24 protein-coding genes are annotated in these 25,285 nt (G+C 71.4%); 9 read left to right on the top strand and 15 right to left on the bottom strand.

Annotation, left to right across the window (positions count from 1 at the left end; genetic code table 11):
* Positions 1-36: 36 nt before the first annotated feature.
* The 8 genes from hisF to hisD are packed head-to-tail and all read right to left on the bottom strand — an operon-like array spanning position 37 to position 5,784.
* On the bottom strand, positions 37-792 hold the full coding sequence (gene hisF, locus ACIP89_RS05325; protein WP_401922997.1) for an imidazole glycerol phosphate synthase subunit HisF: 756 nt from the start codon (positions 790-792) through the stop codon (positions 37-39).
* Positions 789-1,187, bottom strand: a complete 399-nt coding sequence (locus tag ACIP89_RS05320) for a RidA family protein (protein ID WP_402113087.1) — start codon at positions 1,185-1,187, stop codon at positions 789-791. Before ACIP89_RS05320 ends, hisF begins: the two co-directional genes overlap by 4 nt.
* Positions 1,184-1,909, bottom strand: coding sequence for a bifunctional 1-(5-phosphoribosyl)-5-((5-phosphoribosylamino)methylideneamino)imidazole-4-carboxamide isomerase/phosphoribosylanthranilate isomerase PriA (priA, locus tag ACIP89_RS05315; RefSeq protein ID WP_401922993.1), 726 nt, complete (start codon positions 1,907-1,909; stop codon positions 1,184-1,186). Before priA ends, ACIP89_RS05320 begins: the two co-directional genes overlap by 4 nt.
* Entirely contained in the window at positions 1,909-2,550 is a 642-nt protein-coding gene (gene hisH / locus ACIP89_RS05310; protein ID WP_024492678.1) for an imidazole glycerol phosphate synthase subunit HisH, read from the bottom strand. Before hisH ends, priA begins: the two co-directional genes overlap by 1 nt.
* Before the next feature lie 9 nt (positions 2,551-2,559).
* Positions 2,560-2,727, bottom strand: a complete 168-nt coding sequence (locus ACIP89_RS05305; RefSeq protein ID WP_199884395.1) for a hypothetical protein — start codon at positions 2,725-2,727, stop codon at positions 2,560-2,562.
* Positions 2,724-3,326, bottom strand: a complete 603-nt coding sequence (hisB, locus tag ACIP89_RS05300) for an imidazoleglycerol-phosphate dehydratase HisB (RefSeq protein WP_219570702.1) — start codon at positions 3,324-3,326, stop codon at positions 2,724-2,726. The genes ACIP89_RS05305 and hisB overlap by 4 nt, the downstream gene beginning before the upstream one ends.
* Positions 3,323-4,465 (bottom strand): histidinol-phosphate transaminase, encoded by a 1,143-nt coding sequence (locus ACIP89_RS05295; RefSeq protein ID WP_401922990.1) that lies wholly within the window; start codon positions 4,463-4,465, stop codon positions 3,323-3,325. The genes hisB and ACIP89_RS05295 overlap by 4 nt, the downstream gene beginning before the upstream one ends.
* Complete coding sequence (gene hisD, locus ACIP89_RS05290; RefSeq protein ID WP_402113084.1) at positions 4,462-5,784, bottom strand: histidinol dehydrogenase; 1,323 nt, start codon at positions 5,782-5,784, stop codon at positions 4,462-4,464. Before hisD ends, ACIP89_RS05295 begins: the two co-directional genes overlap by 4 nt.
* 177 nt (positions 5,785-5,961) lie before the next feature.
* Between hisD and ACIP89_RS05285 the strand changes: the two genes are divergently transcribed.
* The 4 genes from ACIP89_RS05285 to ybaK all read left to right on the top strand — a co-directional run bounded on the left by ACIP89_RS05285 (position 5,962) and on the right by ybaK (position 10,135).
* Positions 5,962-7,563, top strand: a complete 1,602-nt coding sequence (locus tag ACIP89_RS05285) for an oxidoreductase (protein WP_401922985.1) — start codon at positions 5,962-5,964, stop codon at positions 7,561-7,563.
* A gap of 256 nt (positions 7,564-7,819) precedes the next feature.
* Positions 7,820-8,857 (top strand): hypothetical protein, encoded by a 1,038-nt coding sequence (locus ACIP89_RS05280; RefSeq protein ID WP_401922983.1) that lies wholly within the window; start codon positions 7,820-7,822, stop codon positions 8,855-8,857.
* 5 nt (positions 8,858-8,862) lie between these two features.
* Complete coding sequence (locus tag ACIP89_RS05275) at positions 8,863-9,606, top strand: LON peptidase substrate-binding domain-containing protein (protein WP_401925509.1); 744 nt, start codon at positions 8,863-8,865, stop codon at positions 9,604-9,606.
* 22 nt (positions 9,607-9,628) lie between these two features.
* Positions 9,629-10,135: a Cys-tRNA(Pro) deacylase gene (ybaK, locus tag ACIP89_RS05270; RefSeq protein ID WP_401922979.1), complete on the top strand. Its 507-nt coding sequence runs from the start codon at positions 9,629-9,631 to the stop codon at positions 10,133-10,135.
* Between the two features lie 201 nt (positions 10,136-10,336).
* On the opposite strand, the gene ACIP89_RS05265 is transcribed toward ybaK, so the two are convergent.
* The 4 genes from ACIP89_RS05265 to ACIP89_RS05250 form a co-directional block, all read right to left on the bottom strand.
* Positions 10,337-11,116 carry an ABC transporter permease gene (locus ACIP89_RS05265; protein ID WP_402113082.1) on the bottom strand — a complete coding sequence of 260 codons (780 nt, stop codon included), beginning with the start codon at positions 11,114-11,116 and terminating at the stop codon, positions 10,337-10,339.
* 34 nt (positions 11,117-11,150) lie between these two features.
* On the bottom strand, positions 11,151-12,020 hold the full coding sequence (locus ACIP89_RS05260; protein ID WP_401922974.1) for an ABC transporter permease: 870 nt from the start codon (positions 12,018-12,020) through the stop codon (positions 11,151-11,153).
* Positions 12,021-12,105: 85 nt separating this feature from the next.
* Positions 12,106-13,080, bottom strand: coding sequence for an ABC transporter ATP-binding protein (locus ACIP89_RS05255; RefSeq protein WP_401923715.1), 975 nt, complete (start codon positions 13,078-13,080; stop codon positions 12,106-12,108).
* 154 nt (positions 13,081-13,234) lie between these two features.
* Entirely contained in the window at positions 13,235-14,551 is a 1,317-nt protein-coding gene (locus ACIP89_RS05250) for an NYN domain-containing protein (RefSeq protein ID WP_401922972.1), read from the bottom strand.
* 232 nt (positions 14,552-14,783) lie between these two features.
* Here ACIP89_RS05250 and ACIP89_RS05245 point away from each other — a divergent pair, with 232 nt between their 5' ends.
* Positions 14,784-14,963 carry a hypothetical protein gene (locus tag ACIP89_RS05245; protein ID WP_401922969.1) on the top strand — a complete coding sequence of 60 codons (180 nt, stop codon included), beginning with the start codon at positions 14,784-14,786 and terminating at the stop codon, positions 14,961-14,963.
* Positions 14,964-15,059: 96 nt separating this feature from the next.
* Here the strand turns inward: ACIP89_RS05245 and dnaE are convergent, their stop codons facing one another.
* Positions 15,060-18,596 carry a DNA polymerase III subunit alpha gene (gene dnaE / locus ACIP89_RS05240; RefSeq protein WP_402113079.1) on the bottom strand — a complete coding sequence of 1,179 codons (3,537 nt, stop codon included), beginning with the start codon at positions 18,594-18,596 and terminating at the stop codon, positions 15,060-15,062.
* Between the two features lie 181 nt (positions 18,597-18,777).
* Between dnaE and ACIP89_RS05235 the strand changes: the two genes are divergently transcribed.
* The 3 genes from ACIP89_RS05235 to ACIP89_RS05225 are packed head-to-tail and all read left to right on the top strand — an operon-like array spanning position 18,778 to position 21,760.
* Positions 18,778-20,103, top strand: a complete 1,326-nt coding sequence (locus ACIP89_RS05235) for a DUF2252 domain-containing protein (RefSeq protein WP_402113077.1) — start codon at positions 18,778-18,780, stop codon at positions 20,101-20,103.
* Between the two features lie 60 nt (positions 20,104-20,163).
* The gene (locus tag ACIP89_RS05230) at positions 20,164-20,895 is read left to right on the top strand and encodes a hypothetical protein (protein WP_401923713.1); all 732 of its coding nucleotides are present in this window, start codon (positions 20,164-20,166) and stop codon (positions 20,893-20,895) included.
* A 49-nt stretch (positions 20,896-20,944) separates the two neighbouring features.
* A complete protein-coding gene (locus ACIP89_RS05225; protein WP_401925497.1) occupies positions 20,945-21,760 on the top strand; it encodes a DsbA family protein in 816 nt (271 codons plus the stop codon).
* A 134-nt stretch (positions 21,761-21,894) separates the two neighbouring features.
* On the opposite strand, the gene ACIP89_RS05220 is transcribed toward ACIP89_RS05225, so the two are convergent.
* Positions 21,895-22,473 carry a dienelactone hydrolase family protein gene (locus ACIP89_RS05220; protein ID WP_401922961.1) on the bottom strand — a complete coding sequence of 193 codons (579 nt, stop codon included), beginning with the start codon at positions 22,471-22,473 and terminating at the stop codon, positions 21,895-21,897.
* Between the two features lie 37 nt (positions 22,474-22,510).
* Between ACIP89_RS05220 and ACIP89_RS05215 the strand changes: the two genes are divergently transcribed.
* Entirely contained in the window at positions 22,511-23,632 is a 1,122-nt protein-coding gene (locus ACIP89_RS05215) for a mechanosensitive ion channel family protein (protein WP_401923710.1), read from the top strand.
* A 21-nt stretch (positions 23,633-23,653) separates the two neighbouring features.
* On the opposite strand, the gene ACIP89_RS05210 is transcribed toward ACIP89_RS05215, so the two are convergent.
* Positions 23,654-25,240: a Na+/H+ antiporter gene (locus ACIP89_RS05210; protein ID WP_401922958.1), complete on the bottom strand. Its 1,587-nt coding sequence runs from the start codon at positions 25,238-25,240 to the stop codon at positions 23,654-23,656.
* Between the last annotated feature and the right edge of the window lie 45 nt (positions 25,241-25,285).

Here is a 25,285-nt window from a genome sequence, read left to right as displayed (position 1 = left end):
GGCCGGTGGCGTCTGAGAGAGCTGGGTGGACGGGGTTCAGCGGACCGGGTGGCCGGCCTCCCGGAGAGCGCCCTTGACCTCGGAGATCCGCAGATCACCGAAGTGGAAGACGGACGCGGCGAGGACCGCGTCGGCTCCCGCGCCGACGGCCGGCGCGAAGTCCGCGAGCCGGCCCGCGCCGCCGGACGCGATGACGGGGACGCTCACGTGTCCGCGTACGGCCGCGATCATCTCGGTGTCGTAGCCGTCCTTGGTGCCGTCGGCGTCCATCGAGTTGAGCAGGATCTCGCCCGCGCCGAGCTCGGCGGCGCGGTGCGCCCACTCGACGGCGTCGATGCCGGTGCCCTTGCGGCCGCCGTGCGTGGTGACCTCGAAGGTCCCGCCGGGGGTGCGCCGGGCGTCCACGGAGAGCACCAGGACCTGCCGGCCGAAGCGCTCCGCGATCTCCCGGATCAGCTCCGGCCGGGCGATGGCCGCGGTGTTGACGCCGACCTTGTCCGCGCCGGCCCGCAGCAGCTTGTCCACGTCGTCCGCGGTGCGGACGCCGCCGCCGACGGTGAGCGGGATGAAGACCTGCTCCGCGGTGCGGCGCACCACGTCGTAGGTCGTCTCGCGGTCGCCGCTGGAGGCGGTGATGTCGAGGAAGGTCAGCTCGTCGGCGCCCTCTGCGTCGTACAGCTTCGCCATCTCCACGGGGTCACCGGCGTCGCGCAGGTTCTGGAAGTTGACGCCCTTGACGACGCGGCCCTTGTCCACGTCGAGGCAGGGGATGACACGCACCGCCAGCGTCATCGCGCACCTGCCCGGTAGGCCTCTACCTCGACCTCGACGACCAGGCTCGGGTCGATGAAGCCGGACACGATGATCATGGAGGCGGCGGGCCGGACGTCGTCGAACAGCTCCTTGTGCGCACGGCCGATCTCCTCCACGTCCCGGGCGTGGGTGATGTACATGCGGGTACGGACGACGTCCTCGCGGCCCAGGCCCAGCTCCTTCAGCGCCTCGAAGGCGGCCTCGAAGGAGGTGACGGCCTGCTCGTAGGGGCCGCCGGCGGCGATCTGGCCGCCGACCACGGAGGTGCACCCGGACACCAGGACCAGCCCGCTCGGCAGCTCGACGGCGCGGGAGCAGCCGATCTTCTCCTCCCAGGGGCCGCCGGAGGAGACGCGCTCGACGGAGTCGGTCATGCGCCGACCGCCTTCAGTGCCTCTTCCAGCGTGAACGCCTCGGCGTACAGCGCCTTGCCGACGATCGCGCCCTCGACGCCTTCGGGGACGAGCAGGGAGATCGCCCGCAGGTCGTCGAGGGAGGAGACTCCGCCCGAGGCGACGACGGGGCGCTCCGTGGCCGCGCAGACATCCCGCAGCAGACCCAGGTTGGGGCCCTGGAGCGTGCCGTCCTTGGCGATGTCGGTGACGACGTAGCGGGCGCAGCCCTCGGAGTCGAGGCGCTCCAGCGTCTCGTAGAGGTCACCGCCGTCGCGGGTCCAGCCGCGGCCGCGCAGGGTGGTGCCGCGCACGTCCAGGCCGACGGCGATCTTGTCGCCGTGCTCCGCGATGACCTTGGCGACCCATTCCGGGGTCTCCAGGGCGGCGGTGCCGAGGTTGACGCGGCGGCAGCCGGTGGCGAGGGCGGCGGCGAGCGTGGCGTCGTCGCGGATGCCGCCGGACAGCTCGACCTTGATGTCCATGGCGCCGGCCACCTCGGCGATGAGGGCGCGGTTGTCGCCGGTGCCGAAGGCGGCGTCCAGGTCGACCAGGTGCAGCCACTCGGCGCCGGAGCGCTGCCAGGCGAGCGCGGCCTCCAGCGGGGAGCCGTAGGAGGTCTCCGAGCCGGACTCGCCGTGCACCAGGCGTACCGCCTGGCCGTCGCGCACGTCTACGGCGGGGAGCAGTTCAAGCTTCGGCATTACAGCGTCTCGATCCAGTTGGTCAGCAGCTGGGCGCCGGCGTCGCCGGACTTCTCGGGGTGGAACTGGGTGGCCCACAGCGCGCCGTTCTCCACGGCCGCCACGAACCGTTCGCCGTGCGTGGCCCAGGTGACCCTGGGGGCGCGGATGTTGGCGTTGGTGACTTCGAGGGACCAGTCGTGCGCGGCGTACGAGTGCACGAAGTAGTACCGGGCCTCGGGGTCGAGTCCGGCGAACAGCCGGGAGTCCTCCGGGGACTCGACGGTGTTCCAGCCCATGTGCGGGACGACGTCGGCCTTGAGCGGGCCCACGGTGCCCGGCCACTCGTCGAGCCCCTCGGTCTCCACGCCGTGCTCGATGCCGCGCTCGAAGAGGATCTGCATGCCGACGCAGATGCCCATGACGGGGCGCCCGCCGGCCAGCCTGCGGCCGATGATCCATTCGCCGCGGGCCTTCTTCAGCCCCTCCATGCAGGCGGAGAACGCGCCGACGCCGGGCACCAGCAGCCCGTCGGCGTTCATCGCCGTGTCGAAGTCGCGGGTGATCTCGACCTCGGCGCCGACCCGGGCGAGGGCGCGCTCCGCGGAGCGGATGTTGCCGAAGCCGTAGTCGAAGACGACGACCTTCTTCTTGGTGTCCACGCGGCGCCCCTAGTCCCAGAGTCCCTGGATCCGCATGACGCCCGCGACCAGGCACATCAGGGATCCGATGGAGAGCAGCACGATGACGCCCTTGGGCATGCCCTGCTTCGAGAAGGAGTAGACCCCGCCGGCCAGGAAGAGGCCGACCAGGATCAGGATGGTGTTGAGGCCGGTCACAGCGCGCCCTTCGTGGAGGGGAGGATTCCGGCCGCGCGCGGGTCGTGCTCGCTGGCGTAACGCAGGGCACGGGCGAGCGCCTTGAACTGGCACTCCACGATGTGGTGGGCGTTGCGCCCGTACGGCACGTGGACGTGCAGGGCGATCTGCGCCTGGGCGACGAACGACTCCAGGATGTGCCGGGTCATCGTCGTGTCGTACTCGCCGATCATCGGCGCCATGTTCTCGGGCTCGGTGTGCACCAGGTACGGGCGGCCGGAGAGGTCGACGGTGACCTGGGCGAGCGACTCGTCCAGCGGGACGGTGCAGTTGCCGAAGCGGTAGATGCCCACCTTGTCGCCGAGGGCCTGCTTGAAGGCGGCGCCGAGCGCGAGGGCGGTGTCCTCGATGGTGTGGTGCGAGTCGATGTGCAGGTCGCCGTCGGTCTTGACCGTGAGGTCGAACAGTCCGTGGCGGCCGAGCTGGTCGAGCATGTGGTCGTAGAAGCCGACCCCGGTCGCGACATCGACCTTGCCGCTGCCGTCGAGGTTGATCTCGACGAGCACGGAGGTTTCCTTGGTGGTCCGCTCCACTCTTCCTACGCGGGCCTCGCGAGTCATGCGTCGTGCTCCTTCTTGAGTTCGCGTACCGCATCGAGGAACGCGTCGTTCTCTGCCGGGGTCCCCGCGGAGACCCGCAGCCATCCCGGTACGCCGTTGTCCCGGACCAGGACGCCCCGGTCGAGGATGTGCTGCCAGGCGGTGTGGCTGTCGGCGAAGCGGCCGAACTGGACGAAGTTGGCGTCCGAGTCGGTGACGTCGAAGCCCTGGGCGCGCAGCCCGGTGACGATCCGGTCGCGTTCGCTCTTGAGCCGGTCCACGTACCCGAGGAGCGTATCGGTGTGCTCCAGGGCGGCGAGCGCGGTGGCCTGGGTGACGGAGGACAGGTGGTACGGGAGCCGCACCAGCTGGACCGCGTCGACGACGGCGGGGTCGGCGGCGAGGTAGCCGAGCCGCAGTCCGGCGGCGCCGAACGCCTTCGACATGGTGCGCGAGAGCACCATGCGGGGGCGGCCCTCGATCAGCGGGAGCAGTGAGGCGTGGTGGCTGAACTCGCCGTACGCCTCGTCGACCACGACCATCGACGGCTTCGCGGCCTGCGCGGCGTCGTACAGCGCGAGGACGCTGGCGGCGTCGACGGCGGTGCCGGTGGGGTTGTTGGGCGAGGTGATGAAGACGACGTCGGGACGCTCCCGGGCGATGACCTCGCGGGCCGCGTCCACGTCGATGGTGAAGTCCTCGTTGCGCGGCCCGGAGATCCAGCCGGTTCCGGTGCCCCGGGCGATGAGGGCGTGCATGGAGTACGAGGGCTCGAAGCCGATCGCGGTGCGGCCGGGGCCGCCGAAGGTCTGCAGCAGCTGCTGGAGCACCTCGTTGGAGCCGTTGGCCGCCCAGACGTTGGCGCGGCCGACCTGGTGCCCGGCGGTGCGGCTGAGGTAGCGGGCCAGCTCGGTGCGGAGCTCGACGGCTTCCCGGTCGGGGTAGCGGTTGAGGTCACGGGCGGCCTCGCGGACCCGCTCCGCGATCCGGTCGACCAGCGCCTCGGGGAGCGGGTACGGGTTCTCGTTGGTGTTCAGCCGGACCGGTACGTCGAGCTGGGGCGCTCCGTACGGGGACTGGCCGCGCAGTTCGTCGCGGATCGGGAGGTCGTCCCAGGCGTTGCGCGTGGTGCTGTCGTTGCGCGTGGTGCTGTCGTTCACTGCTGCGGGACCTTCCAGCCGAACCGGGCCTTCAGCGCGGCGCCGTGCGCGGGGAGGTCCTCCGCCTCGGCGAGCGTCACGACGTGGTGGGTGACCTCGGCCAGTGCGTCGCGGGTGTAGTCGACGATGTGGATGCCGCGCAGGAAGGACTGCACGGACAGTCCGGAGGAGTGGCAGGCGCAGCCGCCGGTGGGCAGTACGTGGTTGGAGCCGGCGCAGTAGTCGCCGAGCGAGACCGGGGACCAGGGGCCGACGAAGACCGCTCCGGCGTTGCGGACCCGGTCCGCGACGGCCGGGGCGTCGGCGGTCTGGATCTCCAGGTGCTCCGCGGCGTACGCGTCGACGACCTTGAGGCCGTCCTCCAGGTCGTCGACCAGGACGATCGCGGACTGGCGGCCGGCCAGCGCGGGTTCGATCCGCTCTGTGACGTGCTTGGTCGCGGCGACCTGCGGCTTCAGTTCCGCCTCCGTGGCGGCGGCGAGCTCCTCCGAGTCGGTCACCAGCACCGCGGCGGCCATCGGGTCGTGCTCGGCCTGGCTGATCAGGTCGGCGGCGACGTGCACCGGGTCGGCGGTCGCGTCGGCGAGGATCGCGATCTCGGTGGGGCCGGCCTCGGCGTCGATGCCGATGCGGCCCTTGAGGAGGCGCTTGGCGGCGGCGACGTAGATGTTGCCGGGGCCGGTGACGAGGTTCACGGGCAGGCAGTCCTCGGTGCCGTACGCGAACATCGCGACGGCCTGGGCGCCGCCGGCGGCGTAGACCTCGTCGACGCCGAGCAGGGCGCAGGCGGCCAGGATCGTGGGGTGCGGCAGTCCGCCGAACTCCTTCTGCGGCGGGGACGCGACGGCGATGCCCTCGACGCCCGCCTCCTGGGCGGGGACCACGTTCATCACGACGGAGGACGGATAGACCGAGCGCCCGCCCGGCACGTACAGCCCGACGCGCTCGACCGGCACCCACTTCTCGGTGACGGTGCCGCCGGGGACCACCTGGGTGGTGTGCGTGGTGCGGCGCTGCTCGTGGTGGACGAGGCGGGCGCGGCGGACCGACTCCTCCAGGGCGGCGCGCACGGCGGGGTCGAGCCGCTCCAGCGCGTCCCCGATCGCCTCGGCCGGGACCCGGATCGAGCCGATCCGTACCCCGTCGAATTTCGCCCCCCAGTCGATCACTGCCGCGGAGCCGCGATGGCGTACGTCCTCGCAGATGGGCCGCACCGTTTCCAGAGCGGCTTCCACGTCGAACTCGGCACGGGGCAGCAGGTCGCGCAGGGCGCCGCCCTCGGGGAGGGCATCGCCGCGCAGATCGATTCGAGAGATCACCTCCCAATTCTCTCAGACCGCCCGAGAGGCCCGGACGCCCGTATCACTGGCTGATACATACCGTCGCTGTCACGGCTGACTATTAGCGTTCATTCGGTCACTCAGAGGGAATAACGGGACTACGGACCGACCCCCGATGTGCTGGTCGGCCCAAAGCTCCGAGTGAAAGGGGCGTCGGTGACCGAACCGCACGACGGGGATTTTCCGGACGACCTCAGCGCGGCCGAGCTGGGCATGTGGCAGTCGTTCAGGAACGGGACCACCTACGATCTGCGTGCCCGCGACGCGGCCCTCAACGATCCGTTCGCCCCGCTCGCCTGGGGCCTCGAACGCAGTGTGGACGCCCGGGTCGTCGCCCGGCTGCTGCTGAGCGGCCCCAAGGCCAGGCCCGGCCGGGTGGCCGCGCTGAAGCTCCGGGGCGTACGGATCACCGGGAAGCTGGATCTCGCGGGCGGCCGGGTGGAGCCGTACGTGGAGCTGACCGACTGCCGATTCGAGCAGGAGGTGGTGCTCCCCGAGTGCCACTTCACGACCTTGCGGATGGTCGGGTGCGCGATCCCCCGGCTGGACGCGGCCCGGCTGCACACCGAGGGCGATCTCCATCTGCCGCGCTGCCGGGTCGAGCGCGGCATCCGCCTCACGGACGCGCAGATCGGCACGGATCTGCTGATCAACCAGATCGGCATCGGCCCCGACCGGCAGGGCCGGGCCTTCATCGGTGACGGGCTCACCGTCGCCCAGGACCTCCAGGCCGAGATGATCGAGACGCTCGGCGAGCTGAGCCTGCGCGGGGCGAAGGTGGGCGGTTCGCTGAGTCTGCGCGGCAGCCGGCTCCGGGCCACGCAGGGGCTCCGCGCGCTGAACGCCCCGCAGCTCAGCGTGGAGCGGACGCTGTACATGAGCGAGGCCTGGGTCAGCGTGGACACCGGGAACCAGGGCAACACTCCCCCTTACGGCATCACCCTGTCCCCGACGCCCGCGCACGGCACCCGTGCGCAGGTCTTCCGGTGCCGCGGCGGGGTGCGGCTGGACGACGGGCGGTTCGGGGACGCCGTCGATCTGCACAAGGCCGTCTTCGTGCTGATCGGCCACGAGGAGCTGTCGCTGCGCCGGATAGTGGCTCCGGAGCTGAGGTTCAACCCGGAGCGCCCGGCCCAGGGCCGGGTGGTGCTGAACGGGGCGAAGATCGTCACGCTGATCGACGTGTCGACCAGCTGGCCGGGTCCGGGCGGCCTGGCGATGGGCGGGTTCGTCTACGAGAACCTCGTGCCGTACGGGCACTTCCCGCTCTCCCGGCGCCTGGAGTGGGTGGCGGCGGCGACCCCGGAGTACGTGCCCGAGCCGTACGAGCGGCTGGCCGCGGTGCTCCGCAACAGCGGCGAGGACGCGGACGCCCGCGAGGTGCTGCTCGCCAAGCAGCGGCGGCGCCGGGAGACCCTGCCGCCCGCCGCGAAGCTCTGGGGCTACCTCCAGGACTGGACGGTGGCGTACGGCTACCGGCCGGGGCGGGCCGCGGTGTGGATGGCGGTGCTGTGGGCGGCGGGAGCGGTGGCCTTCTCGCGCTACCAGCCGGTGTCGATCAAGGGGAGCGAGCATCCGGAGTGGAACCCGGCCCTGTACGCGCTGGATCTGCTGGTGCCGGTGATCAATCTCGGCCAGGACGGCTACTGGCTGATGAAGGGCGGCTGGCAGTGGGTGGCGGCCGCGCTGATCATGCTGGGTTGGATACTGGCCACCACCGTCGCGGCAGGGGCCTCCCGGCTGCTGAGCCGGAACTGACCGCGCAACGGCCCCGCCGTCCCCGGCCGGCGCTCCTCCACCCGCGCCATGAACGGGTGGAGGGGCGCCGGAACGGAGCCCTGCCGCCACGCCCGCTGCGGGCGGGCGCTCCCCCGGAACACCCCACGCAACGACAAGAACAGGCCAGATTCCACATTTTCCTTTACTCTTTCTTGGCTATCTGCGGGGCAACCCTTCCACTCGCCACCAAAGTTTCACAGCACCCCTCTGGCGCGGCTCCCACCAGCGCTTTTCAATGGTCTGCACCATGCCTTTCCTCCGCGCTCTGCTCCGTACCGCGCGCATGATCCGGCACACCCCGGAACTGTCGACCGGGTTGCCCGCGGACCATGCGGTGATGCTCGACGCCCCCGACGACCGGCTGTCGCCCGCGCTGGTCGCCGCCGCGCTCGGGGAGTACGGGCCGGCCGCGAAGCTGCTCGCCACCACCAGGGACGCGGGCGAGTGGGAGAGCCGGGACCGCTATCTGAGGCGGCTCGTGGCGTTCGCCCGGAACCGGGACGGCTGGCTGGGCGACTGGCTGGCCGCCGCCCCGCACGACCCCGACGCGCTGCTCGTCAAGGCCCAGCTCGCCCTGATGCGCGCCTGGGAGTCGCCCGCCCGCGCGGAGCAGCTGCGCGAGGTGGGGCCGATGATCACGGCCGCCGCGGAGTGCGACCCGCGCGATCCGGTGCCCTGGCGCCTCGCGCTCGACCACGCCCGCGGCACCCGGGCCACGCACACCACGTTCGAGGCGCTGTGGGAGCAGGCCATACAGCGCTCCACGCACCACTACGGCTGCCATGTCGCCGCCCTCCAGTACCTCTCCGCCGCCTGGTACGGCTCGCACCGCGAGTGCTTCGACTTCGCCGAGCGGGCCGCGGAGGACTCGCTGCCCAGCTCCCTGGTGCAGGCGCTGCCGCTGCGGGCGGCCTTCGCCGTGCTGACCGAGGGGCCGGACGTGCGGACCACCTCGGTGCAGGTGGAGCGGATCGACCGGGCGGCGGACCTGGCGATCTCGCTCTCCGCCGCGTTCGCTCCGGGCGATCCGTGGCCGGCCGAGGTCCGCAACCTGCTCGCGTACGTGCTGGTCGCACGGAGGCGGTGGGACGAGGCGCTGGAACAGTTCCGGCGGATCGGGCCCCACGCGGCGTCGTTCCCCTGGTCCTCCGTGTCCGACGACCCGCTCGGCCGGTTCCTCGACGCACGCGACGGCACCAGGCTCCAGGTGGCATCTGTGACCCCCTTGCGACACCGGGCCGACCGAGGACGGGCCCACGGCCATTACGCTTGACCGTTGTGACCACCGCTCGCCTGCCTCTGTTCCCGCTGAACGCGGTGCTGTTCCCCGGCCTCGTGCTGCCGCTGAACGTCTTCGAGGAGCGTTACCGCGCCATGATGCGCGAACTCCTGAAGACCGATGAGGACGAACCGCGCCGCTTCGCCGTGGTCGCCATCCGCGACGGCCGCGAGACCGCTCCGACGGGCACCGGCATGCCGGACCCCGGGCGCGTTCCCGTCGAGCGGGGCCCGGCGGACGGCTTCGGCCCCGACCCCGTCCAGACGTTCCACCGGGTGGGCTGTATCGCCGACGCGGCGAAGATCCGGGAGCGCTCCGACGGCAGCTTCGAGGTCCTGGCGACCGGTACCACCCGGGTCCGGCTGGTCTCGGTGGACACCGGCGGCCCGTATCTGACGGCCGAGCTCGAAGAGCTGGAGGAGGACCCGGGCGAGGACGCGGGCGCGCTCGCCGAGGGCGTCCTGCGGGCCTTCCGGAGCTACCAGAAGCGGCTGGCGGGCGCGAGCGAACGCTCCCTCACCACCGGTGCGGACCTGCCCGACGACCCGTCCGTCATCTCGTACCTGGTCGCCGCGGCCGCCGTGCTGGACATCCCCGCCAAGCAGCGGCTGCTCCAGGCCCCGGACACCGCGACCCGGCTCCGCGAGGAGCTGACACTGCTGCGTTCCGAGACCGCCGTCATCCGGCACCTGCCGTCGCTGCCCGCGGTGGAGCTGACCCGGGCCCCGACCCACCCCAACTGAGCGACCGGAGGGCCACTCCCCCGTGGCGAAGAAGCCGAAGAAGCAGCCCCAGTCCGGCTCCACCCCGGCCACGGTCGCGCTGACCGCGGCCGGCACGGCCTTCACGGTGCACGCCTACGAGCACGACCCGGCGGCCGCCTCCTACGGCGGGGAGGCGGCGGAGGCGCTGGGCGTCTCCCCCGAGCGGGTGTTCAAGACCCTGGTGGCCGACGTGGACGGCCGGCTGACGGTCGCGGTCGTCCCGGTCGCCGGTTCCCTGGACCTGAAGGCCCTGGCGACGGCCGTCGGCGGCAAGCGGGCGGCCATGGCGGACCCGGCGGCGGCGGAGCGGACCACCGGCTACGTCCTGGGCGGCATCTCCCCGCTGGGCCAGCGCAAGCGGCTCCCCACGGTGCTGGACGCGTCGGCACGGGACCACGCCACGGTCTGCGTCTCGGCGGGGCGCCGCGGCCTGGAGGTCGAACTGTCCCCGACCGACCTGGCGTCCCTGACGGGCGCGGTGTTCGCGCCGATCGGCCGGGGCGCGTAACGGCTCGCGGGGGCGCGACGTGCCGGGCGAACCGGTTCCGTCCCCCACCGCCGGACGGGCTGGATCCGCCGGGCCCGCCCCCTCCGGCCGGGTGGATCCGGCCCGAGCGGTCCGGGCGAATCCGACCGTCCGCGAGTCCGGCCGAATCGATCCCGGCGGCGACCGAGGACCTGGTCCGGCCGGGGGCAGGGCCCCGCCCCGCTACGACCCCGCAGGCGGCTCGGGCGCCGGAGGCCCGGACTGCGTGGGCCCGGCGGACGGCGAAGGCCCGGACTGCGTGGGCCCGGACGGCGAAGACCCGGCGGACGGCGAAGGCCCGGCCCCGTAGACCGGCGCGCCTCCCGGCCCGTGGTAGACCCCCCACTCCGGCTCCGGATCGCGTGGCCCGAACATCGCCGTCAACCCCAGGTGCACGGCCATCGCCGCCAGCGACCAGGCCAGCAACGCCCCCTTCGCGTGCAGCTCCAGCGGCGCGTCGAAGATCACGCCCTTGCCGACCTCGCGGGCGTGGGCGACCACGTCGTCGGTCGGGCCGAGCCGGGTCCCCAGCTGCCACGCCAGCACCGAGCCGAGCACGCCGCCCACCGCGAGGCCCACGACGAGCACGACCCCGCCCCGCCGGTGGAAGAGGAAGGCCAGCGCCGCGGAGACCGCACCGAACGCCAGCGCGAGCAGCGCGAACGTTCCGTCGGCCCCGATCGCCTCCTCGCCCTCGCTGTCGCTCAGGAAGACGGCGGTGTTGTCGGAGATCAGCGGCACCCGGGGCGCCAGCCACAGCCACAGCAGTCCGAGCGCTACCCCGGCGACCGTCACGGCCGCGCAGACGATCCCGGCCCGGCGCAGGTCCGTACGGAGATCCCGTTCCTCCGGCGACTCCAGCAGGTTCCTGGGACGGGAGCCGCCGGGGCCGCCCCCTTTCTGCGGCGTCTGCCACGGCTCGTGCGGCGAGGGCTGGTGCGGCGGCGTCAGAGGTGCTGTCACCGTGCCATCGTGCCAGGCGTCCCTGTGCCGCGCCTCACCGGACCGCTGCCCTGCGGTACGCCCAGGCCGCCACGGCCAGCGAGAGCACGCCCACGACGGCGCAGACGGCCAGGTCGAGGGTGACGACGGCCCAGTCGGGGTGGGCGTCGAAGGAGCGGGCGAGCGCCTCGACCCCGTAGGTGGAAGGCAGCAGATCGCGCGCCCAGCCGACCGGCTCCGGCAGCCGGTTCGCCGGGAGCACGCCCAGCAGCAGGGCCGCGGACATGCCCAGCTGTCCCAGCAGCGTGGCCAGCTCCTGCCGGGGGGCCAGCAGCCCGAGCGCGGCGCCGAGCCCGGAGAGGGCCGCACCGGAGAGCGGGATGACGGCGACGAGCACCCACAGGTGGGTCATCGGCAGCCCGAAGAGCACACTGCCGGCCACCGCCGTGACGATGGTGCCGGGCACGGTGAAGGAGGCGTACGCCCCGGCCGCCCCGAGCACCACGGCGGCGGGCGGCACGGGCAGCGTCGCGTAGTGGTCGAGCCCGCCGCCGGCCCGGAGCTGCCCGAAGTACTGGGCGAGCAGGTTCAGCGCGACGAAGGCGACGACCAGGACGCTGGACCCGGCGACGACGGCCCGCGCCTCCGAGCCGCCGTCGACGACCCCGCGCATCAGGACCATGATCCCGACGGACTGGAAGGTCGCCACGAAGAGCAGCGGGATGCGGGCGACCCTGGCCCGGGAGAGCTGGGCCCGGTAGACCGCCGCGAGCGAGGGGAAGAGCCGGGCCCTCGGGGCGAGCTCCGCGGCCTGCGTGTTCCGGCCGCCGTCGAAAGCGTCCCGGCCGGCCCTGCCCGACGGTCCGGAGTGGACCGGCTGCCCGGACTGGCCGGACACCGCCTCCGCGCGAACGATGCTCGTCACCTGGCGCTGCTCCTGTTCGGTCCCTGCCCGGCCGCCCGCCCGCAGCGGTCCGTTCCGGCCGCGCCGCTCGTCGCACGCATCGCGGTCATGACTTCACCAGTCCCTTGGTCGCGCCGCCGCCGAGCGCCAGATAGACATCCTCCAGGCTGGGCGTCGCCAGGGTGAAGTCGTCGAGCGCGGCGAAGGCCGCCCCGCCGGTCACCGCGGCGACCGCCGCCCGCGCCTCGTCGGGCCCGAGCCGCAGCACCCAGCGGCGTCCGGACTCCTGCGCGGACGCCCGCAGCGCCGCGACCTCCGGCACGTCCAGCGGGGCCCGCTCGCGCCACACCAGCTCCACCCTGACCTCGCCGGCGACCTGCTCCTTGAGCCCGGCCGGGGTGTCGCAGGCGATGACCCTGCCCCGGTCGATGACGGCGACCCGGTCCAGGACGGTCTCGGCCTCGATGACGTTGTGGGTGACCAGCAGCACCGTCGCGCCGCGCTCCGCCCGCCGCCGGTCGACGGCGGCCCAGACGGCACGCCGGGCGACGGGGTCCATGCCGGTCGTCGGCTCGTCGAGGACGAGCACCGGCCGCTCACCGACCAGCGCGGCCGCGACGCACGCGAGCCGCCGCTGCCCGCCGGAGAGCTTCTTCAGGGGCCGGCCCGCGAGTTCGGCGAGGCCGAGTTCGTCGAGTACGGCGTCGCGTTCGGCGCGGGCGTCCCGTACCGGCAGTCCGCGGAGCCGTCCGGTGGTCTCGGCGGCGAGCGCCACCGTCAGCTCGTCCAGCGCGGTCGACTCCTGGCCGAGGTAGCCGATCAGCCGGGAGGCCCGCTCGGGATGGCGCACGAGGTCGTGGCCGAGCATGTCGACGCTGCCGGAGTCGGGCCGCATCAGCCCGGTGAGCTGCCGTACGAGGGTGGACTTGCCTGCGCCGTTGGGTCCGAGCAGTCCGAAGATCTCACCGCGCCGGACGTCCAGGCTGATGCCGTCGGTGGCGCGCACCTCGGGGGTGGCGGGCCTGCCGCGCCGGCCCCGGGCCGCCGGGTAGGTCTTGACCAGGTCCCGCACCGCGCACACGGTGCCGCTCGCCGTCTGCGCCTGTGCTGTGCCCGTACTCACGAGGTACGAGAGTACGGGGTCCGGGCGCCCCCATGACGCCCGGGGCCGCGCCGGCGGGACATCAACGCGGCAATGCACGGAAGGGTTGAGCGCCCCGGCCCGCGAAGTGGTCTCAGTCTCCGGCCGGTGCCGCTTTCTCCGCGCGGGCCGCCGGCGGAGCGTGCTTCTCGGGCAGCGGTGGCGCGTGCTCCGCGGCTGCCCGTACGTCGATCTCGCGCCAGAACCCCGCCCTGATCGCGTACCGGTCGTGCTCGTCGATCTGGTCGTCCTTGTGCGCGAGCAGCCCGAACCGGGCGGCGTACCGGAGCAGTTCGCCGTCGATGCGGTGCGGGACGCGGGGGTACATGGTGGACAGCTTCTGGAGGTGGAGGTTCTCCGGCAGCCGTTCCATCCAGCGCCGGGCGAAGACCTGCCCCACCTCGAAGGGGTCGCCGCCGACCGTGGTGATGTCCTCCTCGCGGTCCGCCCAGCGCTGCTCCGCGCTGGTGATCTGGGCCAGCGTCGGGAGGGACGCGGTCTCCGGGGGCTCACCGAGGGGGCCGCCGCGCTCCACCCAGCCCCGGTCGGAGGACCAGCGCAGGGTGGCGTTGGCGGGCGGCGGGGCGGGCTGCTGGACGGGCTGGGCGCCGGGGCCGCGCAGGGTGCCGGCCAGGTCCTTCGGGGTGGGGACGCCGCGGCCCGGGTGGCTGTGCGGGGCGTGCGGGGCGGCCTCCTCCGACGGCTCCGGCGGGCCGGTGCGGGCGGTCTCCGCCCGGGCCTCCGTGGCCCGCTCCGCGGAGGCCGCGAGGGCGGCCTCGGGCAGCGGGGCGGAGAGGATCGCGGCGATCTCGGAGTTCCGCGCGGCGGGCGGCGGCGCGCACGGGCCGCCGGTCTCCTTGGCGCGTACGGCGCGGGTGATCCAGGCCCGGTCGAGCACGCGCCGCTCGTCGGCCTCCGCGACGAGGTCCTCGGACTGGTTGTAGTCGCCGTCGGCGGCCTGGACCGCCCAGAGGTGGACGGCCACGCCGTGTTCCTTGGCGGACATCAGTCCGGGCAGCAGATCGCCGTCGCCGGTCACCAGCACCACGTCGGAGCAGGCGCGGTTGCGCGCGAGTTCGGTGAGCTCCGCGTGCATCGCCGCGTCGACGCCCTTCTGCGCCCAGCGCCCGTCACTGCGGGTGAGTGCCCCCAGTCGCACCGTCACCCGTGGCATGACGCGCAGCCTGCGGTGTTCGGGCTGCGGTACGCGGTCGGGGGCCCCGTCGAACCAGTAGATCCGCAGCAGCGGCTGTTCCGTATCGGCCTCCGCCCGCTCCCTCAGCCCCTGGATCAGGGCGGCGTGGTCGACGGTGATGCGGGACCGGGCGGGCTCTCCGGCCAGCAGGCTGGCGGCCGCGCCCAGCAGGTATCCGGCGTCCACCAGGACGACGCAACGGTCCACGCGTTCCACCCTCTTCCAGGAATTCGGGAACGGGTCCACTCAGGTCAGGGGTTTTCTTCGAGTCTGCCCGACCACGCGGGGGTTAACGGGTGGAACTCGATCATCGGCGTGGCGGATCCGGAAAACGGCGCATCATACCCCCTCGCTACGCACGGTAATGATCCAACATGCGGCTTTTATCCGATTATGTGAATCTGACAGCGGTCCTGGCCCCGAGAGAGTCCCCCCAAGGAGGAACACCATGGCCAAGAACAAGAACCGCAAGCAGGGCAGCCAGCAGGACCGCGCTACCGAGTCGGAGCGCGGTGCGCAGGAGGCACGTTCCACGGCTTTCGAGGCGCAGAACCAGCCTCAGTCCCAGTCCCAGGGCAGCCCTGCCGATGTTGCGCGTAAGCATCAGCGGCGCTTCGGCCACAACTGACCGGACTTCTCCGGTACGGCCCCAGGCCGGTAGCCGGGAGGGGCGCTCCCGCTTTCGCGGGGCGCCCCTCCCGTGCGTGTGTGACGGTCCGGCGGCTCAGCCGGCCAGGCAGGACGGGCCGAGCAGCACCTTCAGGTCTCCGAAGAGCGCCGGGTCGGCCTTCACCCGGTGCCGGTCGAGCCGGAGCACCGTGGTCGTGCGGGGGCCCTGGAGCCTGATCCGCACCTCGGTGTCGCCGCGGTGGCTGTTGAGCACCTCGCCGAGCCGGCTGACCATGGGCGGGGTGATCTTGACCGTGGGGATGGTCAGCACCACGGGGGCGTTGGTGCCCGCGTTCGAGATGTCGGGGACCTGCATCTCCATGGCGACGAGCCGGGGCACGTCCTCCCGCTTGTCGAGCCGTCCCTTGACGAAGACGACGGTGTCCTCGACGAGCTGGGTGGAGACCAGCTGGTAGGTGGCGGGGAAGAACATGCACTCGATGGAACCGGCCAGGTCCTCGACGGTCGCGATGGCCCAGGCGTTGCCCTGCTTGGTCATCTTGCGCTGGAGGCCGGAGATGATGCCGCCGATGGTGACGATCGCGCCGTCGCTGTGCTCTCCGCCGGTGAGCTGCGAGATCGCGGCGTCGGACTTGTCGCTCAGCACGTGCTCGATGCCGAAGAGCGGGTGGTCGGAGACGTACAGCCCGAGCATCTCGCGCTCCTGGGCCAGCAGGTAGGACTTCTCCCACTCGATGTCGGAGAACTCCACGTCGAGCCCGAAGCCCGGCTCGCCGCTGTCCTCCTCGCCGCCGCCGAAGAGGTCGAACTGGCCCTCGGCCTCCTTGCGCTTGACCTGCACCACGTTGTCGATCATGGGTTCGTGGTGGGCGACGAGCCCCTTGCGGGTGTGGCCCATCTCGTCGAAGGCGCCGGCCTTGATGAGGGACTCCACGGTCCGCTTGTTGCAGACGACCGCCTCGACCTTGTCGAGGAAGTCGGGGAAGCTGCTGTACTTCCCCTTCGTCTTGCGGCACCGGATGATCGAGTCGACGACGTTCTGGCCGACGTTGCGGATGGCCGTCAGCCCGAACAGGATGACGTCGTCGCCCTGGGCGGCGAAGTTCGACTCCGATTCGTTGACGTTCGGCGGGAGCACCTTGATGCCCATGCGGCGGCACTCGTTGAGGTAGACGGCCGACTTGTCCTTGTCGTCCTTGACCGAGGTCAGCAGCGCCGCCATGTACTCGGCGGGGTAGTTGGCCTTCAGATAGCCGGTCCAGTAGGTGACCAGGCCGTACGCGGAGGAGTGCGCCTTGTTGAAGGCGTATCCGGCGAACGGCACCAGCACGTCCCACAGGGCCTTGATCGCGGCGTCGGAGAAGCCGTTCTTCTTGGCACCGGCCTCGAACAGGACGAAGTTCTTCGCCAGCTCGTCGGCCTTCTTCTTGCCCATCACGCGGCGCAGGATGTCGGCCTCGCCGAGCGAGTACCCGGCGACGATCTGGGCGGCCTTCTGGACCTGCTCCTGGTAGACGATCAGGCCGTAGGTGAGGCCGAGGACCTCCTTGAGCGGCTCCTCCAGCTCCGGGTGGATCGGAGTGATCTCCTGGCGGCCGTTCTTGCGCTCGGCGTAGTTCGTGTGCGAGTTCATGCCCATCGGGCCCGGCCGGTACAGGGCCGAGACGGCGGAGATGTCCTCGAAGTTGTCGGGCTGCATCTGGCGCAGCAGGGAGCGCATCGGCCCGCCGTCGAACTGGAACACCCCGAGCGTGTCGCCGCGGCAGAGCAGCTCGTACGTCTTGGGGTCGTCCAGCGGCAGCGCCAGCATCTCCAGGTCGATGCCCTTGTTGGCCTTCACCATCTTGATGGCGTCGTCCATGATCGTCAGGTTGCGCAGGCCCAGGAAGTCCATCTTGAGCAGGCCGAGCGACTCGCACTGCGGGTAGTCCCACTGGGTGATCGTCACGCCGTCGGTGTGCCGCACCCAGATCGGCGCGTGGTCGACGATCGGCTCGCTGGACATGATGACGCCCGCGGCGTGCACGCCCATCTGCCGGACCAGGCCCTCGACGCCCTTGGCGGTGTCGATGACCTTCTGGACGTCCGGCTCGTTCTCGTACATCCCCCGGATCTCGCCCGCCTCGCTGTAGCGCGGGTGCTTGGGGTCGGTGATGCCGTTGAGGTCGATGCCCTTGCCGAGGACGTCGGCGGGCATGGCCTTGGTGAGGCGGTCGCCCATCGCGTAGGGGTAGCCGAGGACGCGGGCGGAGTCCTTGATCGCGTTCTTGGCCTTGATCTTGCCGTAGGTGCCGATCATGGCGACCTTGTCGGCGCCGTACTTCTCGGTCACGTACCTGATCACCTCGACGCGCCTGCGCTCGTCGAAGTCGATGTCGACGTCGGGCATGGAGACGCGCTCGGGGTTGAGGAACCGCTCGAAGATCAGCCCGTGCTCGATCGGGTCGAGGTCGGTGATGCCCATCGCGTACGAGACGATCGATCCGGCGGCGGAACCGCGGCCGGGGCCGACCGCGATGCCGTTGTTCTTCGCCCACATGATGAAGTCCGCGACGACCAGGAAGTACCCCGGGAACCCCATCTGGATGATGATGTCCATCTCGTACTCGACCTGCTTCTGCCGGTCCTCCGGGACACCGGCGGGGAAGCGCCGGTTCATCCCGACCCGGACCTCCTCCTGGAACCAGGTGATCTCCGTGAAGCCCTCGGGGATGTCGAACTTCGGCATCAGGTCGCGCTTCTCGAACATCCCGGTGGTGTCGATCTGCTGCGCGACCAGCAGGGTGTTGGCGCAGCCCTGCTGCCAGGCGTCCGAGGAGTCGACGGCGTACATCTCGTCCGTCGTCTTCAGGTAGTAGCCGGTGCCGTCGAAGCGGAAGCGGTCCGGGTCGGAGAGGTTCTTGCCGGTCTGGATGCACAGCAGCGCGTCGTGCGCGGTCGCCTCGTTGGCGTAGGTGTAGTGCGAGTCGTTCGTGACCAGGGGCGGGATGTCGAGCTTGCGGCCGATTTCGAGCAGCCCGTCGCGGACCCGGCGCTCGATCTCGATGCCGTGGTCCATCAGCTCCAGGAAGTACCTGCCCTCGCCGAAGATGTCCTTGTAGTCGGAGGCAGCCTGCACCGCCTCGTCGAACTGTCCGAGCCGGAGCCGGGTCTGCACCTCACCCGAGGGGCAGCCGGTGGAGGCGATCAGTCCCTCCGACCACTGGGAGATCGTCTCCTTGTCCATCCTCGGCCACTTCTGCAGCCAGCCCTCGGCGTAGGCGTCGGAGGACAGCTTGAAGAGGTTGTGCAGGCCCTTGGCGTTGGACGCCCAGATCGTCTTGTGGGTGTAACCACCGGAGCCGGAGACGTCGTCGCGCTTCTGGTGCGGCTGGCCCCACTGGATCTTCCGCTTGTGCTTGCGCGACTCCGGGGCGACGTACGCCTCGATCCCGATGATCGGTGTCACATTCGCCTTCTTGGCCGAATGGAAGAAGTCGTAGGCGCCGTGCAGGTTGCCGTGGTCGGTCATCGCGATGTGCGACATGCCCATCGTGTTCGCCGCCTCGAACATGTCCTTGAGCCGCGCGGCACCGTCCAGCAGCGAGTACTGGGTGTGGACGTGAAGGTGCGTGAAAGGCGGCTTGGTCACGGCGCTGTGCCTCCGGGGAAACTGCGAATGTCGGCTGGGGGGACAGCGTGGAAGTCTACGTCTCCCGGGTCACGAGTGACGGGCACTCCGGGATACGTTCGCGCGTTGGAAGAGCTGGGACGCCCGTCCCGTTTTTCGCGTACTTCGTCACGCACGCCCAGGTACCAGGAGGCACCCAGAGATGTCGGAAACGCAGACCGGCGCGGCGCAGCGCGGGGAGCAGATCCTTGAGGTCTTCGACACCGCCTTCGGTGAGCTGCTGGCCGCCGATCCGGCTGCCTTCCGGGTCAAGTTCCGCAAGATGGCGGGCTCGGCCTTCGCCTTCTACCGGGGCACGGCGTGCCTGTTCTACGGCGATCTGGAGCGGGAGCGGCACGGCGGCCCGTATCTCGACGACCGCACCGGCCGGGTGTGGATCCACGGCGATCTGCACGCGGAGAACTTCGGCACGTACATGGACGCCAACGGCCGGCTGGTCTTCAACGTGAACGACTTCGACGAGGCCTATGTGGGCCCGTTCACCTGGGACCTCAAGCGCTTCGCCGCCTCGGTCGCCCTGATCGGCTACGCGAAGGCGCTGAGCGACGAGCAGATCACCGAGCTCGTCCGGGTCTACGCCGCGGCCTACCGCGAGCGGATCCACGCGCTGGCCACGGGCGCGAAGAACGACGAGGTGCCGCCCTTCACGCTGGACACCGCGGAGGGGCCGCTGCTGGGCGCCCTGCGCGCCGCCCGCGCGCTGACCCGGTTCTCGCTGCTGGACTCGATGACCGAGATCCGTGACTTCGAGCGCCGCTTCGCGGACGGCGGCGGCGCGATCGACCTGGACGCGGCGACGCGCTACAAGGTCCTCGCGGCGTTCGACGGCTATCTGGAGACGCTGCCGGAGTCGAGCCTGACCCGGCCCGACTCCTACCGGGTGAAGGACGTCGTCGGCAGACGCGGGATCGGCATCGGTTCAGCCGGGCTGCCCTCGTACAACATCCTTCTGGAGGGCAACAGCGACGCCCTGGAGAACGATGTGGTGATCTACCTCAAGCAGGCGCAGACCCCCGCGGTCTCCCGGCACATCACGGACGCCGCCGTGCGGGAGTACTTCCAGCACGAGGGGCACCGCACGGTGATCTCGCAGCGGGCCCTCCAGGCGCACGCCGACCCGTGGCTGGGCTGGACCGAGCTGGACGGCTCGGGACAGCTGGTCGCCGAGGTCTCGCCGTACGCGGTCGATCTGGACTGGTCCGAGATCGACGAGCCCGACGAGATCGCGGCGGTGGTGGCCGACCTCGGCCGGGCGACGGCGACGATGCACTCCGCGGCGGACGACGAGAGCGGCCACTCGCTGGTGCCCTTCTCCACCGAGCGGGCGATCGACGCGGCGATCGCGGCGGACGAGGAGGGCTTCGGGGAGCTGCTGGTGGACTTCGCCCACAGCTACGGCGCACGGGCGCGCGCCGACCACCAGATCTTCGTGGACCTGTTCCGCAACGGCCGGATCCCGGGGCTGTGAGCACAAGAGGGCAGCGGCTTTAGGGCTCGTTTACAGGTTGGCATGCGACACTCCTGGACGATGGACATATCCGGGACGCAGCTCAGAGTCGTGCGCGCGGCGCTCTTCACGGCGCTCGTCGTGACGCTGTCGGCTGCGTCCCACGTGCTGCTCTCCCAGGTCCCGCTGCCGCTGCCGCTGCTGGCGGTACTGGCCGGCGGGGTCTTCGCCGTCGCGTACGCGCTGGCCGGCCGGGAGCGTGGCTTCGGGGCCATCGCCGGGCTGCTGGTGCCGCTGGAGCTGGCCGCCGACACCGTCTTCACCACCGGTCAGCACCTCTGTTACGGCGCCGCGGGCGGCCCGATCACCGGTCCGCTGCGTTCGGTGGGTGTCGATGTGTTCTGCGGCGGCGGTGACGTCGGCGCGGGCACGACGGCGTTCGCCGGCGTCGGCGGGATGGGCGCCCCGCTCTCCTCCGTGGCCGGTTCCGGGCACGGCGCCGCTGCGCTGCTCGCCTCCCCGGGCCCCCTGGTGCCGTGGCTGCTGCTGGCCGCCCATGTCACCGTCGGGCTGCTCGCGGCGGCCTGGCTGCACCGCGGTGAGCTGGCGCTGGCCGGTCTGCTGGGCGCGTTCGCGCTGCTGGCGTTCCGGCCGCTGCTGGTCGCGGTCGCCGTGGCGGGCACGGCCCGTCACCGGGTGCGCCGCCCGGTCCGGCCCGCGCCGCGTGGCCCGCACGCGCACGCGCCGGCCCGCCTCCTCGTGCACTCCGTGGGACGGAGGGGACCGCCGCGCTCGGCCTGCGCCACCGCCTGAGCACGAGTCCCCGACCGCGCACGACCACGCATCCCACGGAGAACAGACCATGAGCAACCGCAACAGCCACGCCAACAAGTCCGCCGCCCGCGAGCGGCTGCGCGCCGAGCGCGAGCGCCAGGCCAAGAAGGACAAGACCCGCCGGCAGGTCGTCGTAGGCGTCTCGATCGTCGCCGTCCTCGCGATCGCCGCGGGCGTCAGCTACGGCGTGATGCAGCTGAACAAGCCGGACCACTGGGACGACGTGGCCGACGCGAAGAACGTCACCGTGCCGAAGAACACCTCGGGCAAGGACGGCACGACCGTCGTCGTCGGCAAGTCGACCGCCAAGAAGACCCTGGAGCTGTACGAGGACTCCCGCTGCCCGATCTGCGCCACGTTCGAGCAGACGGTCGGTGAGACCGTCCACAAGGACGTCGACGCCGGCAAGTACAAGGTCAAGTACGTCGGTGCCACGTTCATCGACAACAGCGACAACGGCGAGGGCTCGAAGAACGCGCTGAGCGCGCTGGGCGCGGCCCTCGACGTGAGCCCCGAGGCCTTCCTCGACTACAAGTACGCGCTCTACTCGGCGAAGTACCACCCCTCGGAGACCGAGGACAAGTTCAAGGACGACTCGTACCTGCTCAAGGTCGCCGGCACGGTGGACGCGCTGAAGGACAACAGCGGGTTCGAGAAGAACGTCAAGGACGGCAAGTTCGACACCTGGGCGATGAAGATGTCCGCGGCCTTCGACAAGAGCGGCGTCCAGGGCACCCCGACGCTCAAGATGGACGGCAAGACGCTGACCGGCGCGGACAACAAGAACGCGCCGATGACCGTGGCGGACTTCAACACCGCGATCACCGCGGCGCTGAAGGGCTGACCCGCCCCGCGATCCGCACCCCGGTCCGCACCGCAGAAGGGCCCCGCGCAGTGTTCCGCGCGGGGCCCTTCGGGGTATCTACGGCGTGCTCGTCACAGCGCGCACGTCACGGCGCGCACGTCACAGCGTGCTCGTCACAGCGTGGCGAGGAAGCCGATCGCGACCTTCCAGGCCAGCTCGGCGGAGGCCTGGTCGAAGTCCGGCAGCTCGGCGTCGGTGAACAGGTGACCCGCGCCGGGGTAGCGGTAGATCTCGACGTCGGCGCCGGTCCGCCGCATCTGGAGGTACCACGAGTTCAGCCAGTCGTGCGTCTCGTACGGGTCCGGGTCCGCGACATGCAGCTGCACCGGCAGCTCGTCCACCGAGGCGCTCTCGGCGATGTCCGACGTACCGTGGAACATCAGCAGCCCGCGCGCCTTCGCGTCCCCGAGCGCCAGCGTCTGGGCGACGGACGCGCCGAACGAGAAGCCGGCGTAGACCAGCCCGGAGTCGGAGTAGGGCGCGGCGGCCAGCACGGCCCGCTTGAGCAGCTCCTCCTTGCCCGTCTCCTGCTGGAAGGCCAGTCCTTCCTCGACGGTTTCGAAGGTGTGCCCCGCGAAGATATCGGGCACCCGCACCTCGTGCCCGGCTGCGCGCAGCCGGTCGGCGGCCGCATGCACCGAGGGGCGCAGACCGTACGCCGAGTGGAAAAGCATGATGTTCATGAGGCCCATGGTGCCATTTACCATCGAAAGCTTGGAGAGCGACAGGATGGAGAACCTACTGCGTCCGCTGATCACCATCGGCGGTTCGGTAGCGATCGCGCTGCTGGTCGGCTGGCTGGTGGACCTGCTGCTCAGACGGGCCGACGGGCGCCATCACGAAACCCCGTTGTGGGGTCTGCTGCGCCGCTGCGGCATACCGTTCCAGCTCACGTTGTGCACCGCGCTGCTGCGGGCCGGCTACACCCACACCGGGCTCGACCTGATCACCGACCACCGCAGGGGCATCGGCCAGGCGCTGACGCTGGTGATGATCGGCGCCTCGGCCTGGCTGGTACTGCGCATCGCCATCGCGGTGGTGGACTCGGTGTACGCGCGCTACGCGGCGAACACCCGGGACCCGGCGCGGGTGCGGCGGGTCCGGACGCAGGTGACGCTGATCCAGCGGGTGGTCACCGCGGTCGTGACGACGATCGCGGTCGCCGCGATGCTGCTGACGTTCCCTGCCATGCGCACGGTGGGAACCTCGATGCTGGCCTCTGCCGGTGTGCTCGGCATCGTCGCCGGTGTCGCCGCCCAGTCCACGCTCGGCAACCTCTTCGCGGGCCTGCAGATCGCCTTCGGCGACATGGTGCGCATCGGGGACACGGTGGTGGTGGACGAGGAGTGGGGCACGATCGAGGAGATCACCCTGACCTTCCTCGCGGTACGGACCTGGGACGAGCGGCGGATCACGATGCCGGTCTCGTACTTCACCAGCCAGCCCTTCGAGAACTGGTCGCGCGGCGGGGCCCAGATGACCGGTTCGGTCTTCTTCCACCTGGACCACTCGGCGCCGGTCGCCGCGATGCGTGAGCAGCTGCGGGACATCCTGGGCGAGTGCGCCGCGTGGGACGGCCGGAACTGGTCGCTGGCCGTCACCGACACCACCCCGTCGACCGTGGTGGTGCGCGCGGTGGTCACGGCCAAGGACGCGGACGACATCTGGACGGTGCGCTGCGCGGTCCGGGAGCAGCTGATCGGCTGGCTGAGCGATCACCACCCGTACGCCCTGCCGCGCATCGCGACGGCGCCCGCGGCGCTGCCGCCGGAGGACGGGTGGCCGGTCACGACCCACCCGAACGGGAAGACCGCGGCCCGGGACAGGGCGCCGCGGACCGGGCGCGGCTGACCGGTCCGCCCCGGGCGCGGGTCAGCGCAGGCTGCGCACGTCCAGCTGGCGCAGCACCCGGTCGACGATCTCGGGGTCGGCCCCGGCCTCGCTGCGCGCGGCGAGCACCGCGTGGCGGGCGGCCGACATCATCTCGCGCTGGATGCGGCTGACGGCCTTGAACCGCTCGGTGCGTTTCGCGTACGCCTCGCGGCGCTCGTCATCGACCATGTCGGGGCTGATCCGGGCCCCCACGTCGTAGGCGAGGCGCTGGAGCCGTTCCACGACGTCCTCGGGGAACTCCTCGACCTCCTGGATCTCCTTGAGGCGCTGTCTGGCGGCCCTGGCGGCCCGGATCGCGAGGTCCTTCTCCAGTGCCTCCTCGGCGTCGGTGTCCGCCTTGACCCGCAGCTTGCGCACCAGCCACGGCAGGGTCAGGCCCTGGAAGACCAGGGTGACCATGATCACGGCGAAGGCGATGAAGACGATCTCGTCGCGGCCCGGGAACGGCTTTCCGTCGTCCGTCTTCAGCGGGATCGCGAGGGCCAGCGCGACCGACGCCACCCCGCGCATCCCGGCCCACCACATGACGACGGTCTCCCGCCAGCCGGTGGGGATCTCCTCGCTGACGTCGCGTCGGGTGTGCAGCCGCTTGGCCAGCCAGGTCGCCGGCAGCAGATAGAACAGCCGGACACCGACGACGACCGCGACGACGGCCAGCGCCCAGCCGGCCATCTGCAGTTCACGCCCGTCGGCCGTGCCGAAGACGTTGTGCAGTTCGAGGCCGATCAGTCCGAAGGCGACACCGGTGACGAGGGTGTCGACGATCTCCCAGAAGGTGCGGCCGGTGAGCCGGCCGAGCACGTCGTCGGCGTCGGCGGTGTGCTCGGCGAGGAAGAGCGCGGTGGTGAGGACGGCGAGGACGCCCGAGCCCATCAGCTCCTCGGCGAGCACGTAGCTGACGAACGGCACCAGCAGGGTGAGTCCGACCTGGAGCGTCGCATCGCCGAGCAGGCCCATGAGCTTGATGGTGAGCCAGCCGAGCGCGACGCCCACCGCCACCGCGACGACGGCGGACAGGATCAGCAGTCCGAACGCCTCCGGGAGCGAGAAGGTGCCGCTCACCGCGGCCGCGATGGCCACGTGGTAGAGCACGATCGCGGTCACGTCGTTGAACAGCCCCTCGCCCTCCAGGATGGAGACGAGCCTGCGGGGCAGCCCGACCGAACCGGCGACGGCGGTCGCCGCGACCGGGTCGGGCGGTGCGACGAGCGCGCCGAGCGCGACGGCGGCGGCGATGGGCAGGCCGGGGACGATCGCGTTGGCGACCGCGGCGACAGCCGCCGTCGTCAGGAAGACCAGCGCCACGGCCAGCAGAAAGATCGGTCGTTTATTGGCGGCGAACTGCCGCCAGGAGGTGCGCTGCACGGAGGCGTACAGCAGCGGCGGAAGCAGTGCGGGAAGAATGATCTCGGGCGGGATGTCCACATTCGGCACGAAGCTGAGGAAGGCCATCCCGACGCCCGCGAGCGTCATCAGCACCGGCGCGGGCAGCCCCAGCTTGTCTCCCAGCGGCACAGTCACCACCGCGCCGAGCAACAGCAGGAGCAGCAGGGCCATTTGGTCCACGAGGTGCCTTCCGAGCGCGGCGAACCGGCCTCGGTGATCGGCCGA

The organism is Streptomyces sp. NPDC088730 (genome assembly GCF_044751215.1).
Classification (GTDB): Bacteria; Actinomycetota; Actinomycetes; order Streptomycetales; family Streptomycetaceae; genus Streptomyces.
The sequence above is the reverse complement of the archived record's forward strand: the minus strand, read 5'-3'. Positions and strand labels throughout refer to the sequence as shown.

Bases quoted from the DNA above. Each gene is read 5' to 3' on its own strand.
- ACIP89_RS05225 (WP_401925497.1), top strand. From the start codon at position 20,945: ATGAGCAACCGCAACAGCCACGCCAACAAGTCCGCCGCCCGCGAGCGG.
- ACIP89_RS05230 (WP_401923713.1), top strand. From the start codon at position 20,164: ATGGACATATCCGGGACGCAGCTCAGAGTCGTGCGCGCGGCGCTCTTC.
- ACIP89_RS05220 (WP_401922961.1), bottom strand. From the start codon at position 22,473: ATGGGCCTCATGAACATCATGCTTTTCCACTCGGCGTACGGTCTGCGC.
- hisF (WP_401922997.1), bottom strand. From the start codon at position 792: ATGACGCTGGCGGTGCGTGTCATCCCCTGCCTCGACGTGGACAAGGGC.
- hisB (WP_219570702.1), bottom strand. From the start codon at position 3,326: ATGACTCGCGAGGCCCGCGTAGGAAGAGTGGAGCGGACCACCAAGGAA.
- ACIP89_RS05215 (WP_401923710.1), top strand. From the start codon at position 22,511: ATGGAGAACCTACTGCGTCCGCTGATCACCATCGGCGGTTCGGTAGCG.
- ACIP89_RS05245 (WP_401922969.1), top strand. From the start codon at position 14,784: ATGGCCAAGAACAAGAACCGCAAGCAGGGCAGCCAGCAGGACCGCGCT.
- ACIP89_RS05320 (WP_402113087.1), bottom strand. From the start codon at position 1,187: ATGACCGACTCCGTCGAGCGCGTCTCCTCCGGCGGCCCCTGGGAGGAG.
- ACIP89_RS05280 (WP_401922983.1), top strand. From the start codon at position 7,820: ATGGTCTGCACCATGCCTTTCCTCCGCGCTCTGCTCCGTACCGCGCGC.
- ACIP89_RS05235 (WP_402113077.1), top strand. From the start codon at position 18,778: ATGTCGGAAACGCAGACCGGCGCGGCGCAGCGCGGGGAGCAGATCCTT.
- priA (WP_401922993.1), bottom strand. From the start codon at position 1,909: ATGCCGAAGCTTGAACTGCTCCCCGCCGTAGACGTGCGCGACGGCCAG.